Genomic DNA, 12,377 nt, shown 5'->3' with positions numbered 1-12,377 from the left:
CCCGCGCAGGCCCGCATGATAAACAAAAAACGCAGCGGCAGCGGCCTAGCGCTCGATGCTGCGGTTCCAGCGTGCGTTCCAGGCCGGACGTTGTTCGTTGACCTGATCCCAATCCACCGCGATCGCGGTTTCCAGGTACTGCTTCATTGCTTCCACCTGGCCACGCGTCTTGTCGGTGGTCGGTGTGTTGGGGTTGGACGGAATCTGATCGCCTTCTTCCAGGGCGATGGCCTGGGCTTCGGGCGTCAGCAGGAACGCGGCGAGTTTTTGCGCGAGTTCAGGTTCGCTGTTCTGGGCGATGGCGCATTCGGCGACGTTCAGCACCACCGCGCCTTCCTTCGGTTGTGCGTATTCGACCGGCATGCCCTTGAGTTTCAACGCGGTGACCTGTGTCGGCGTCAGTGGGAACAGCGCCGCTTCGTCGGTCTGCAGCATCTCGGAGATTTTCGCCGAGCTGGGAATGTACTCCAGCACGTTGCGTCCGACCGTGTTCGGCCAGGCCTTGAAGCCTGGCTCGACGTCGGTTTCGCTGCCGCCCTGGATCCGGTTGAACATCAGGAAACCGTGCAGGCCGAAGGTGGACGAGGCCACGGATTGAAACACTACTTTGTCCTTGAACCGTGGGTCTGCCAGGTCCATCCACGAGGTCGGTGTGTTCCAGCCTTTTTCCTTGAACAGCCGCGTGTTGTAGGCGAGGCCGGTGACGCCGAGGCTGACGGCGACGGCCTGATCCTTGATGCGGCCCTTGGCCGGGATCTGCGCCAGGGGCGCGCTGTCCTGCAGCTTGTCGCACAGCCCCATGGCGATGGCGCGGTACATGATGCCGTCGTCCAGGAACATCACGTGCATCTGCGGATTGCCCTTGCTGGCCTGGACCTTGGCCAGGATATCGGCCGAAGTGCCCGGCACGATTACCACCTTGACGTTGTTGGCTTTCTCGAAGGCCGGCAGGACTTTGTCGGCGTACAGCCGCTCCATGGTGCCGCCGTTCATGCCCAGGTAAAGCGTCGGCTCGGCCAAGGCCTGGGTGACCGGGAGCAGCGCGCCCAGGCAAGCGGAGCCCAGCGAGCAGAAACCGAACAGTGCACTGCGTTTGACGTTATTCATTGGCGCGACCTTCCTCTATCAAGCAACGGAGATGGAGTGAAACCGGGTGATTGAAAACGCATCCAGCGGCGTGGACGAGGCCCCGCTGCAGATGATTTCGGTGAGCGCCTGGCCCACCGCCGGGCCGATCTGGAAGCCTGCGCCGGCAAAGCCGAACGCGTGCAGGAGACCGGGTTGGATGCTGCTGGGGCCGATCACCGGTTGGCGATCGGGCAGGTAGCCTTCGGTGCCGCTCCAGGTGCGGATCGCCTGGGCGCCCTTCAGGAAGGGATAGAGTTCGACGGCCTGGCGCAGGATCTCGATGACCGCGCTCTGGCCGGGACGGGCGCGGGCATCGTCCAGCGCAAAACCCTGGCCGCCGCCCAGTACGCAATTGCCCCGGGCGACTTGTCGGGCATAGATGCCGCCGCCCTCGACGCCGGTGCTGGCGTCCATCACCACCGGCAGCGGCTCGGTCACCAGCATCGCCGGATGCCCGGCGTGCATGGGCACTGCTTCGCCAAACTGCGCGGCGAAGCGGCTCGCCCAGGCCCCGGCGCAGTTCAGCAGCCAAGGTGCGCGGAATTCGACATCGGTTTCGGTGCGCACGGCAAAGCACTGGCCGTCGTGCGTCACTTGGTTGACCGGACACTGTTCGTGCACCTGCGCGCCATGCCTGCGGGCCGCCTGGGCAAATGCTGGCGAGACCAGGCGTGGATTCGCATGACCGTCATCCGGACACAGCGAGGCGCCGAGCGCGACGGTGCCGACCCACGGAAACCGCCTGCGCAATTCGTCGCGATCCAGCAGTTGCAAATCGAGGCCAAAGCCCTGGCTGTTGGCGGCATAGTCATGCAACGCACGCAAGTCATCGAGACTGCGAGCCAATTTCAAATGGCCGCTGCGCTGATACTCGCCGTCGATGCCGATCAACTGCGGCAATTGCCCCCAGATCTCATGCGCCCGTTGCGACAGCGGCAGTTGCGACAACGGACGGCCCTGGCGCCGCACGCCACCGTAGTTCACACCGCTGGAATGCGAGCCGCAGAAGTCCCGCTCCAGCAGCGCCACGCGACGGCCGGCCTTGCTCAGGAACAACGCCGCCGAGGCGCCGACGATGCCGCCACCGATGATCACCGCATCGACCTCGATCATGGCTCGACCTCCAGGCCAAACGGCACGGGTTTGACTGGCGCCTGTGCTCGCAGGCGACCGATGTCCCGTACGGCGCGGCCACTTTCATGGGCGATGATTTCTGCCGCCGCCGCACCGCACATCCGCCCCTGGCAGCGGCCCATGCCGACCCGGCAATGAGCCTTGACCCGGTTGATCTCCCAGTGACCTTCGCCCACCACCTGGCGGATATCTCCGGCGCTGACTTCTTCGCAGCGGCAGATCATCAAGTCGTCAGTCGTGCGACTCGCCCAATCCTCGGGAAAGGCAAAGGCCCGCTCCAGGCCCTGGCGGAAATGGCCGATGCGTTCGAGGGACTGTTCCAGCTGGGCGCAACGTTGCGGATCGACTCGGTAACCGAGGTCTTCGAGCAGCGCCAGGGCCGCCCGCTCTCCGGCCATTTCGGCGGCGTCGGCCCCCATGATCCCGGCGCCGTCTCCGGCCAGGTAGACACCGGCCGAGCGGCTGCGTCCGGCGCTGTCGCGTTGCGGCAGCCAGGCACGGTTGAGCGGGCTCCAGGCAAATTCACAGCCCAGCAGATCGGCCAGTTGGGTTTCGCTGCGCAAGCCATGGGCGAAGGCGACAGCATCACAATCGAGGGTGCGCTCGGTTTTTTTGCTGCGCCATTTCAACGATTGCACCCGACGCGCACCGTCGATGCGCCCGAGGCTGGCGCCTTGATGTACTGGGATTCCATGAGTCGTCAGCCAGGCGCGGTAATAGAGGCCTTTGGCGAGCGTGGCCGGTTGCGCGAGCAGACCGGGCAGGGCGCGAATCTGGGCGCTCAACGGCGAGCTGTCGAGCACGGCAACGACGTTGGCACCGGCCTTGGCGTATTGGTACGCCACCAGGTAGAGCAGGGGCCCGCTGCCGGCGAACACCACTCGCTCGCCGATGGCGCAACCCTGGAACTTCAGGGCGATCTGCGCCGCGCCCAGGCTGTAGACACCGGGAAGCGTCCAGCCAGGCACCGGCAAAATCCTGTCGGTGGCGCCCGTTGCGACGATCACGCTGGCGTAGTCCAGGCGAGCGGCGCGACCCTCGTGCAAGGTGTCCAACTGACCGGCTTCGGCGTTCCATACCAGCGTGTCGGGACGGTAATCGAGCTGCTTGCGCAGCTCCTCCAGCGTCTGGTGGATAGCGTTGGCCTTTGCTGCTTCGAAGCCATACAGCTTGTCCGCCGGCCGGGTGAAGTTGGCGGGCTGGCGCCGGTAGATCTGCCCGCCACCGCGCGCGGCTTCATCCAGCAGGACCGGATAGAGGCCATGGGCGACAAGGGTTTGCGCGGCGCGGATACCGGCGGGGCCGGCGCCGATGATGACGATAGGTTTCATACCTGGCGCCCCGGTTCGCGACTGATCTGCTGGCCGGCTTCGAGCATTGTCGAGCAAGCGCGCACGCGGCGGCCGTCGCCCAGGCGGACCCAGCAATCCTGGCACGCGCCCATCAGGCAGAAGCCGGCACGGGGCTCTGCGCTGAAATCGCTGCCACGCAGGTGTTCGCTGCAGGTCAGCACGGCGGTCAGCACGGTATCGCCCAGCAAGCCGCTGGCCGGTTCGCCGTCGAGCATGAAGTCCAGGGCCGGGCGATCGCTTTCGGCCAGTCGTTTCAGCAGAGCCATGGCGCCCTCATTGTTTGCCTACCAGGACCCGATCCAGGCCATAGACCCGGTCGAGCAGAATCATCGTCAGCGCGGTCAGCGCGATCACCAGCGCCGACACCGCCGCCATCATCGGATCGATGGATTCGGTGGCGTAGACGTACATGCGTACTGGCAAAGTCTGCGTGGCCGGCGAGGTGACGAAGATCGACAGCGTGACTTCATCGAAACTGTTGATGAACGCCAGCAGCCAGCCTCCGGCTACCCCTGGCAGGATCATCGGCAAGGTGATCTGCCTGAACAGCGTGAAGCGACCAGCCCCCAATGACTGCGCGGCTTGCTCGGCGCTGCGATCCAGGCCGATGGCCGACGCCAGTACCAGGCGCAGCACATACGGCGTGATCACCAGCACATGGGCGAAGATCAGCCAGCTGAAATTGCCATTCACGCCCATCAGTGCGAACAGCCGCAGCAGCGCGACGCCCAGCACCAGATGCGGAATGATGATCGGTGACAGGAACAGGCCGTTGAAAAAGTCCCGGCCAGGGAATTCCAGCCGGGTGATCGCCAACGCCGCCGGCACGGCGATCAGGGTCGCCAGCGAGGCCGCGCTGAACGCCAGGATCAGGCTGTTGTAGAACGCATCGACAAAGTCCGCGCGTTCGAAAACGGCGCGAAACCAGCGCAGGGAAAATTCCGTAGTGGGCAGGCTCAAGGTGTTTTCCGGCGTGAAGGCGACGAGGCAGACCACCACCAGCGGCGCCAGCATGAACACCACCACCAAGGCATGAAACAACAGGGCGAAAGGACCGTTCCTGGACATGAAGAATTACCCCAATGACTTCTTGTAGCGGCCTTCGATCATGCGGTTCCAGGACAGCATGATCAGCAGGTTGAGCAGCAACAGCGCGACGGCGATGGCGGCACCCATCGGCCAATTCAGTTCCGACAGGTATTGGTCGTAGATCAGCGTGGCGACCATCTTCAAGCGACGCCCGCCGAGCAGGCCGGGAATGGCGAACGAACTGGCGGCGAGGCCGAACACGATCAACGTGCCGGACAACACGCCAGGCATGATCTGTGGCAGCACCACCTTGCGGATCACGGTGAATTGGCTCGCGCCCAGGGACAGGGCGGCCTGTTCGGCGGCTGGATCGAGTTTTTGCAGTGAGGTCCACACCGGAATGATCATGAACGGCAGCATTACGTGCACCAGCGCGATGACCACCGCGAACGGGGTGTAGAGCAGTTTCATCGGCGAGCCGCCAAGGGCTTGCAGCGTCTGGTTGACCAGGCCATCGGCGCCGAGGAGCAAGCTCCAGCCGAACGCTCGTACCACCACCGAGATCAGCAACGGCGTGAGGATCAGGATCAGGAAGATTGAACGCCACGGCGCACCCATCCGGCTGAGAATGTAGGCCTCGGGTACACCGATCACCACGCACAGCAGCGTGGTCAGGGCACTGATCCAGAAGGTGCGCAGGAAGATTTCGTAGAAGTACGGGTCGCCCAACAGGCTGGTGTAGTGCTCGAAGGTGTACGCCTCGCTGTTGATGCCCGAGCCGTAGTCGAAGACGTTGAACGACAGCACCAGCGTCAGGCCGAGGGGAATCACCAGCAGGCCCAGGTACAAGGCCAGCGCCGGCGCGGACATCCAGTAGCCTTGGCGACCGCGCTTCATGGCGTCGAGCAGCTTCATGCCAGCACCTCGTCGGCGCTCAACACCCGCAGCAACGCCGGATCCCAGTCCAGGCCGACGGCGGTGCCTTCGGCCAGGGGCGCCGAGCCGTCGTTGCGCCGCACTACGCTGAGTTCGCCCAGGCTGGTGGAGACGCCGTAAAGCCATTGGCTGCCGAGAAAAAAACGGTTGGTGACGGTGCCTTGCAGCCGTCCCGAGCCGGAGTCGCACAGATCGATTTTTTCCGGGCGCAGGCTCAAGGTCAGCTCGCCTTTACCTGCGCTGCTGGCTTGCACGATTCCGGCGCTGTCACGTTCGCCGGGCAGCAGGTTGGCCTTGCCGACGAAGCCGGAGATGAACTCGGTGCGCGGGTGTTCATAAAGAGTGTAGGGCGCGTCGATCTGGGTGATACGGCCGGCCTGCATGACCACGACCCGATCGCTGATCGACAGCGCCTCGGATTGGTCGTGTGTGACCATCAGCGTGGTGATGCCGACTTCGCGCTGGATACGACGGATTTCGAACTGCATTTCTTCGCGCAGGTTGGCGTCGAGGTTGGACAGCGGCTCGTCGAGCAGCAACACCGGAGGCTCGATGACTAGCGCGCGGGCCAGTGCCACTCGCTGGCGCTGGCCGCCTGAAAGCTCTCGTGGGTAACGCTCGGCATGCCGGTCCAGGCGCACCAGCTTGAGTACGCGATCAACCCGCGACTGCAACTCGGCGCCGGGTACTTTGCGCATGCGCAAGCCGAAGGCGACGTTGTCCTTCACGGACATGTGGGGAAACAGCGCGTAACTCTGGAACACCACGCCCAGGCCTCGGCTGGCGGGCTTGGCGTGGGTGATGTCGCGCCCATCCAGCAGGATGCGGCCGCTGCTGGCTTCGACGAAGCCGGCAATCATCTGCAGGGTGGTGGTCTTGCCGCAACCGGACGGCCCCAGCAGGGAGACGAATTCGCCTTTCTCCACCGAGAGGTTGGTGGCGACCACGGCGTCCAGTTCGCCATAACGTTTGCTCAAGTCTTGAAGTTGCACGAAAGCCATGACTGCGCTCCACCTGAGATTGTTATGCGTCGCCGCGAGGCGCGCTTTTTTGTATGGGCAGATACGAAAGGATGTCGCGGGGTGCGTTGGCGCTCGATTTCAAGTCGGCTGCCGCTGTTGTTCGAATCGCCCCTGTCTGGACGCAGAGTAGGACGAAGAATAGGATGGGCTCAACAGACTATTTCACTGAAGCGATGATTATTTTCATATTCATTCAGTGAGTAAATTATTTTAAGAGAAACTATATGTCGGATTCCACTGATCGGAATATTGATAAGGGTGAAGTTGGGGTCGGCTCGGTCTCCCGGTTGTTTGCCGTGCTGCGGAGCCTGGGCGAGACCGCTGAGGGGGGAGAGCGCGTCACGCAACTTGCCCAACGCATCGGTCTTTCCCAGCCCACCACGCACCGCTTGCTGCGCAACCTGATGGATGAGGGCATGGTCGAGCAGGATGCGCGCAGCAAACGCTACCGCTTGAGCCTGGATTTCTTTGCCCTGGCCGCCCGCGCCGGCAACACCGGCAATCTGCGGGAGTTGGCCAGGCCTGCGATGTTGCGGTTGTCAGCGTCGCTGGGGGATTCGCTATTTCTGCTGGCACGTTGTGGCTTCGACGCGATCTGCCTGGATCGCAGCGAGGGGCCGTTTCCGATCCGTACATTCACCGGCGACATCGGCGGCCGGGTGGCCTTGGGCGTGGGGCAGGGCAGCCTGGCGATCCTGGCGTTCCTGCCAGAGGAAGAGCGTGACACGGTGATTCAATACAACTTGCCGCGGCTCAAGGATTTTCATCTGTACGACGAGGTCTTCCTGCGCACGGAAGTGGAAAACGTCCGCACGCTGGGTTATGCCGGGCGCAACACCGGTGTGCTGCAAGGCATGGCCGGGGTGGCCGTGCCTATTCTCGATCGCGAAGGTCGGGCGGTGGCGGCGTTGAGCGTGGCGACGATCAGCGACCGGCTCGGGCCGGATCGCTTGCCGACGGTGGTGGAAATGCTCCAGCGCGAAGCCGCCCTGATCGGACCGCGAATCAACCCGTTCGACCCGCTGCTGCGCAGGCCTTCGCAGGTGTTCGGGCAGGGCTGAATGAAGTCTTCCGGACTGTTGCAGGGGACAGGTGTTGTCAGAAGTCCAGGGTCTGCTTGAGCGTCTGCGCCGCCGGCGTATCGCTTGGGATGACCATCGCATAGTTGTACCCAGGTCCGGACCAGTATTCGGCCTGGAGTTCACCGTCACGCCGGCTGCCACGGGGCAGCAGGAAATTTCTCGGGCCTGGTGGGCGGATATAGAAGCTGATCTTCTGCCCGCTGGCATCCTGATAGACCACCATCGCAGCCGCGCCTTGATCGGTGCTGAGCAATCGTCCGCTGACCGGTTTGAAACCCGCTCTCGTGAGGTCCGGCAAGCGGTCGGCCTGGGTGAAATAGCGATCCAGCCAACCTTGCATATCCTGCTCGTCGCCCGACTGGTAGTCGGCGGGCAAGACGCCTTGCTGGGCAATCAATCGATACGCCTGCAGGGCGTCAGCCATGGGCGCTGCGGCACTGAGGAGGGTCATTTGCCGGGCGTGCCAGCCACCGAAGCCACCGACTCCCATTGCCACTACCAACACCGCCGCGTTGGCCAATTGGCGGTGGGTTCGATGCCTGAGGCGTTCACGGATGGTCGCCGGATCCAGGTTCGGATTGGCGGGCTGGTGCAACGCTGCGCTCAGGGTCGTGCGCAGGTGCTGCGCGTCCTGCCAGGCTCGCACGCGCTTGGCCGCGGCAGGGTGGTTGGCCAGGTAAGTCTCCACTTGCTGCCGGTCGGCTTCGCTCAGTTGATGATCGACGTAGGCGTGCAAGTCGTTGTCGCTGGGGGGCATGCTGATCATTTGAGTATTCGCAGGGCAGGGCGGGCGATTTCGCCGTCGCTGAGTTGACGCAAGGCCTGGCGGGCGCGTGACAGGCGCGACATCACGGTGCCGGTCGGTACGTCCAGGATGTCGGCCACTTGCTGGTAGCTCAAGCCTTCCACCGATACCCACAGCAGTAGCGCGCGCTGTTCGGCAGGTAGCTGATCGAAAGCCTGGAGTGACGATTGGGCAATGACGCTGCGCTCGGCGGACGGATGAGCATCGTCGCGCCCGGTGAAGAACTCCAGCATGCGCGCGTACCGTCTTGAACGACGATGGGCATCGAGGAACTGCCGGTAGAGAATCGAGAACAGCCAGGCCCGCAAATCACCGTCCACACGCTTGTCGTTCCATTTCGACAAGGCCCGTTCCAGGCAAGCCTGGACCAGGTCATCGGCATTGCTGGGGTTGCGTGTCAGCGACACGGCAAAACGTCGTAGCCGTGGGATGAGCAGGCGCAGTTGGTCGTCGAGTTCGTTCATGAGCCGGTGGCTTCGCTGGGCAGTGACTGCGTTGGATGGGAAGACGATCCGGGAGCCAGATTATTCCAGCGAAGGAAAAATAAATATGGAGCGTGGGAATAAACCCGTTGGGCTTTCGTCTGACGGGTCCTTTCCACAAACGGCCTTGTGCCTTGGAGTCTCCCAATGGTTGACCCTTCTTCTGAACGCCAGCGGCCGTTGAGCGCCGCCAGCCTGACATTGCGCCTGACGGCCATTGCGGTAGTCGTTGCTGCGTTGGCCGGGGCGTTTGCCTACGTCAATGGCACGCTCGACCCACAACGCCTGACTCCCAAGGCCTTGGTCAATGTCCTCGAAACGAATAATGGGGCTCACCCCGGGTTCCGACGCAATCACTCCAAAGGCGTCTGCGTTGCCGGCTATTTTGAAAGCAGTGGCGAGGCCCGCGCCTACTCCAGCGCAGGGGTGTTCAATGAGCCGCGCACGCCGGTGGTTGGCCGCTTTGCGCTGCCGAGCGGTAACCCCTACGCACCGGACGGCAGTGTGCCGATCCGGAGCCTGGCGTTGCGTTTTACCCAGGCCGACGGACAGCAATGGCGCACGGGTATGAACAGCATGCCGGTGTTCCCCGTGGCTACGCCAGAGGCCTTCTATCAGTTTCAACAGGCCCAGTCGCCGGACCCGGCCACGGGCAAGCCAAACCCCGCGGCAGTGCCGGCATTCTTCGCCGCGCATCCCGAGGCAGTGCCGTTCCTGCAATGGATCAAGACGGCCAAGCCTTCGGCCAGCTATGCCACTGAAACCTACAACGGCATCAATGCGTTCTACCTGGTTGGCCCAGGCGGACAACGCCAGGCAGTGCGTTGGGGCGTGGCACCCATGAGCCAGGACGCGGCGGATGCGACCCCACCCCAAGGCGCCGACTTTCTCGAACAGGACCTGACCAAACGCTTGGCTGCCGGGCCACTGCGCTGGCAGCTGAATATCACCTTGGCCAACCCTGGCGATCCGGTCAACGACGCCAGCAAGGCCTGGCCCGCCGACCGCAAGGTGCTCAACGCCGGTACCCTGGTGTTGGAGCGCGCCCAGGCGCAGGACAACGGCGATTGCCGTGACATCAACTATGACCCGCTGATCCTGCCCAGCGGAATCGAAGGCTCCGATGATCCGCTGTTGGCCGCGCGTTCGGCTGCCTACGCCAGTTCGTATCTGCGCCGTACCAGCGAAGTCAGCCAGTTGCCCGCCATTCAGGAGTCCCGTCCATGAACGCCCCTCGACATTTTGCGCCGCTGGCTCGGCTGCTGCATTGGCTGATGGCCCTGATGGTCATTGCCATGTTGTTCATCGGCGCTGGCATGGTCGCCTCGGTGTCTGAGCGCCATGCGTGGTTGCTCCAACTGCACAAGCCCCTGGGCATCGCTATCTTGCTATTGGTGATTTTGCGCCTGCTGGTGCGCTTCACTACGCAGGTACCACCGCTGCCGGCCGACCTTCCGGGCTGGCAGGCTTTGGCGGCCAAGGCTTCGCATGTCTTGTTGTATGCCCTGATGCTGGTGCTGCCGCTGTTGGGCTGGGCCATGATATCGGCGGCGGGAGACCCGGTGATGCTCAGCGAATCGCTTCGGTTGCCTTCCATCCTGCCCGCGGATGCCCAGACCTTTGCACTGTTGCGCAAGGCTCATGGCTACCTGGCTTACCTGTTGTTCCTGACGGTGCTGGTGCATCTGGCGGCGGCGCTGTTTCACGGGTGGGTGCGCCGGGATGAGGTGTTGGACAGCATGTTGCGGGGCAGGGACTAACCGTACGACCCGTGGCGAAAGAACAAGCTCTATCGCCACGAGTACCGGGGTGTTGGCTCGTCAACGCAACTCGTCGACCATGGATTCGAGGGTGCTTAACACGTCCTTGCCCAGTTGCATCGAACGTTTGCCTGACCAGCCGGTGCGTGGGGCCGGATGGTCGTCGTGGTCCTTGAACGGCATTTCCAGGGTCAGGGACAGGCAGTCGTATTTCTGGCCGACGGCATTGCAGGCCAAGGTCATATTGGCCTGGCCTGGTTCGTCGCGCATGTAGCCGTGGGCGGTCTGGAAATCTTTGGTCTGGCGTTTGAGGTGGCTGCGAAAACGTTCTTCGAGTTCGGCGATGCGCGGCGTGTAGCCGGGGTTTCCTTCGCAACCTGCCGTGAACACGTGGGGGATTTCTTCGTCGCCATGAGCGTCCAGGAACGCATCGACGCCATACTTTTCCATTTGCTGCTGTACGAAAAATACTTCAGGGCTGACTTCCGGGCTGGCGCTCTGCCAAGCCCGATTCAGGTCTTGCCCCATCGCGTTGGTGCGCAGGTGGCCGTGGAACGCGCCGTCGGGATTCATATTGGGCACCAGGTACAGATCGGCCTTGGCCAGCAACCGGTTCAGTTGGGCATCGTCCTGGTGCTGGAGGCGTTCGATGATGCCTTCCATGAACCATTCGGCCATGTGTTCACCGGGGTGTTGCTGCGCGATGATCCAGATTTTCCACCGTCCTTCTGCACCACTGCCCTTGCGCAGCAATTGAATGTCGCGGCCTTCGACGCTTTTGCCAGTCGCCAGCAGTTCGGTACCGGCCTTGTGCTGCGCTTGTTCGATCAGCCAATCGTGGCGGCCGCGGCTGTAAGGTTCGAAATAGGCAAACCAGGCGTGAGGTTGTTCGGCTTCCAGGTAAAAGCGCAGGGCATCGCCTTCAAATTGGGTAGGAATACGGAACCAGTTGACGTGGTCATAGGAAGCGACAGCCTGGTAGCCGGTCCATGCCTTGTTGTAGGAGGACTGGCTGGCATTGAGCAGCCGGAAGGAATATTCCTGGCCGACGTGCAAGCCGCTGGCCTTGAAGTGGAACCACTGGAAATGGGCGCTGCGGGTGTCGGGTCTGATCTTCAGCAACGATTGCAAGGGATTGCTGACGTCCACCACCTCAATGTTGCCGCTGTCGAAACTGGCGCTGATATCAAAGGAAGATTTAGCCACGGTCACGATTCCTGCCTGGGATTTTCATGACCGTTACTTTACACGCAAGGAAGGGAAAACCGGGATGATTTGCTGCCGAGGAAAGGGGGCGTCCTCCCTGGACGCATTAGCAGGTTAGGGGGTCGTTGACTGATTCTCAAGTGCTGCCTGTCGATCATTTCCTACCGACGCAGCACAGGGCGTTTTTAAACGAATGTGCGTTTGCTATCATCGCCGACACCGAATTTAGCGACACCTAAAGACTTCATTAGCCTGAAGCCATAAGCCGAAAATCGGCAAAAAAAAGACCCGGCAAAAAGCCGGGTCAAAAACCGTGATTAGCCTGATGAGGAGATATTCCAGAAGTCCGACCAAGGTCTTCTGGCCTATCGACTGATCTCGCGATCAGTTGATGCAATAATAATCATTATCATTTGCAAGTCAAATGTTTTTATTGCACCT

At 62.4% G+C, this 12,377-nt stretch carries 13 protein-coding genes; 3 read left to right on the top strand and 10 right to left on the bottom strand.

What is annotated here, in order from left to right:
* Positions 1 to 45: 45 nt before the first annotated feature.
* From J3P79_RS17020 to J3P79_RS16990, 7 genes are read right to left on the bottom strand one after another with little or no spacing between them, the layout of a single operon-like run.
* Positions 46 to 1,107, bottom strand: a complete 1,062-nt coding sequence (locus J3P79_RS17020; protein ID WP_434604433.1) for an ABC transporter substrate-binding protein — start codon at positions 1,105 to 1,107, stop codon at positions 46 to 48.
* Positions 1,108 to 1,125: 18 nt separating this feature from the next.
* Complete coding sequence (locus J3P79_RS17015) at positions 1,126 to 2,241, bottom strand: NAD(P)/FAD-dependent oxidoreductase (protein WP_434604431.1); 1,116 nt, start codon at positions 2,239 to 2,241, stop codon at positions 1,126 to 1,128.
* Positions 2,238 to 3,593 (bottom strand): FAD-dependent oxidoreductase, encoded by a 1,356-nt coding sequence (locus J3P79_RS17010; RefSeq protein WP_434604429.1) that lies wholly within the window; start codon positions 3,591 to 3,593, stop codon positions 2,238 to 2,240. Before J3P79_RS17010 ends, J3P79_RS17015 begins: the two co-directional genes overlap by 4 nt.
* Entirely contained in the window at positions 3,590 to 3,880 is a 291-nt protein-coding gene (locus tag J3P79_RS17005) for a (2Fe-2S)-binding protein (RefSeq protein WP_434604427.1), read from the bottom strand. Before J3P79_RS17005 ends, J3P79_RS17010 begins: the two co-directional genes overlap by 4 nt.
* 7 nt (positions 3,881 to 3,887) lie before the next feature.
* Complete coding sequence (locus J3P79_RS17000; protein ID WP_030140057.1) at positions 3,888 to 4,682, bottom strand: ABC transporter permease; 795 nt, start codon at positions 4,680 to 4,682, stop codon at positions 3,888 to 3,890.
* A 6-nt stretch (positions 4,683 to 4,688) separates the two neighbouring features.
* The gene (locus J3P79_RS16995) at positions 4,689 to 5,558 is read right to left on the bottom strand and encodes an ABC transporter permease (RefSeq protein ID WP_198725283.1); all 870 of its coding nucleotides are present in this window, start codon (positions 5,556 to 5,558) and stop codon (positions 4,689 to 4,691) included.
* The gene (locus tag J3P79_RS16990) at positions 5,555 to 6,580 is read right to left on the bottom strand and encodes an ABC transporter ATP-binding protein (RefSeq protein ID WP_434604424.1); all 1,026 of its coding nucleotides are present in this window, start codon (positions 6,578 to 6,580) and stop codon (positions 5,555 to 5,557) included. Before J3P79_RS16990 ends, J3P79_RS16995 begins: the two co-directional genes overlap by 4 nt.
* A 245-nt stretch (positions 6,581 to 6,825) precedes the next feature.
* Between J3P79_RS16990 and J3P79_RS16985 the strand changes: the two genes are divergently transcribed.
* A complete protein-coding gene (locus J3P79_RS16985) occupies positions 6,826 to 7,662 on the top strand; it encodes an IclR family transcriptional regulator (protein ID WP_434604422.1) in 837 nt (278 codons plus the stop codon).
* Between the two features lie 37 nt (positions 7,663 to 7,699).
* Here the strand turns inward: J3P79_RS16985 and J3P79_RS16980 are convergent, their stop codons facing one another.
* A complete protein-coding gene (locus tag J3P79_RS16980) occupies positions 7,700 to 8,449 on the bottom strand; it encodes an anti-sigma factor family protein (protein WP_434604420.1) in 750 nt (249 codons plus the stop codon).
* Positions 8,446 to 8,952 (bottom strand): sigma-70 family RNA polymerase sigma factor, encoded by a 507-nt coding sequence (locus J3P79_RS16975; protein ID WP_434604418.1) that lies wholly within the window; start codon positions 8,950 to 8,952, stop codon positions 8,446 to 8,448. The genes J3P79_RS16980 and J3P79_RS16975 overlap by 4 nt, the downstream gene beginning before the upstream one ends.
* Positions 8,953 to 9,117: 165 nt before the next feature.
* Between J3P79_RS16975 and J3P79_RS16970 the strand changes: the two genes are divergently transcribed.
* Both J3P79_RS16970 and J3P79_RS16965 read left to right on the top strand, forming a co-directional pair.
* On the top strand, positions 9,118 to 10,197 hold the full coding sequence (locus J3P79_RS16970; protein WP_434604416.1) for a catalase family peroxidase: 1,080 nt from the start codon (positions 9,118 to 9,120) through the stop codon (positions 10,195 to 10,197).
* The gene (locus J3P79_RS16965; RefSeq protein ID WP_434604414.1) at positions 10,194 to 10,730 is read left to right on the top strand and encodes a cytochrome b; all 537 of its coding nucleotides are present in this window, start codon (positions 10,194 to 10,196) and stop codon (positions 10,728 to 10,730) included. The genes J3P79_RS16970 and J3P79_RS16965 overlap by 4 nt, the downstream gene beginning before the upstream one ends.
* A 60-nt stretch (positions 10,731 to 10,790) precedes the next feature.
* On the opposite strand, the gene J3P79_RS16960 is transcribed toward J3P79_RS16965, so the two are convergent.
* Positions 10,791 to 11,942 (bottom strand): M14 family metallopeptidase, encoded by a 1,152-nt coding sequence (locus tag J3P79_RS16960; protein ID WP_434604412.1) that lies wholly within the window; start codon positions 11,940 to 11,942, stop codon positions 10,791 to 10,793.
* Positions 11,943 to 12,377: the final 435 nt, after the last annotated feature.

The sequence above is a fragment of the Pseudomonas sp. R1-7 genome (assembly GCF_051132105.1).
In the GTDB taxonomy this organism is placed as follows: Bacteria; Pseudomonadota; Gammaproteobacteria; order Pseudomonadales; family Pseudomonadaceae; genus Aquipseudomonas.
The sequence above is the reverse complement of the archived record's forward strand: the minus strand, read 5'-3'. Positions and strand labels throughout refer to the sequence as shown.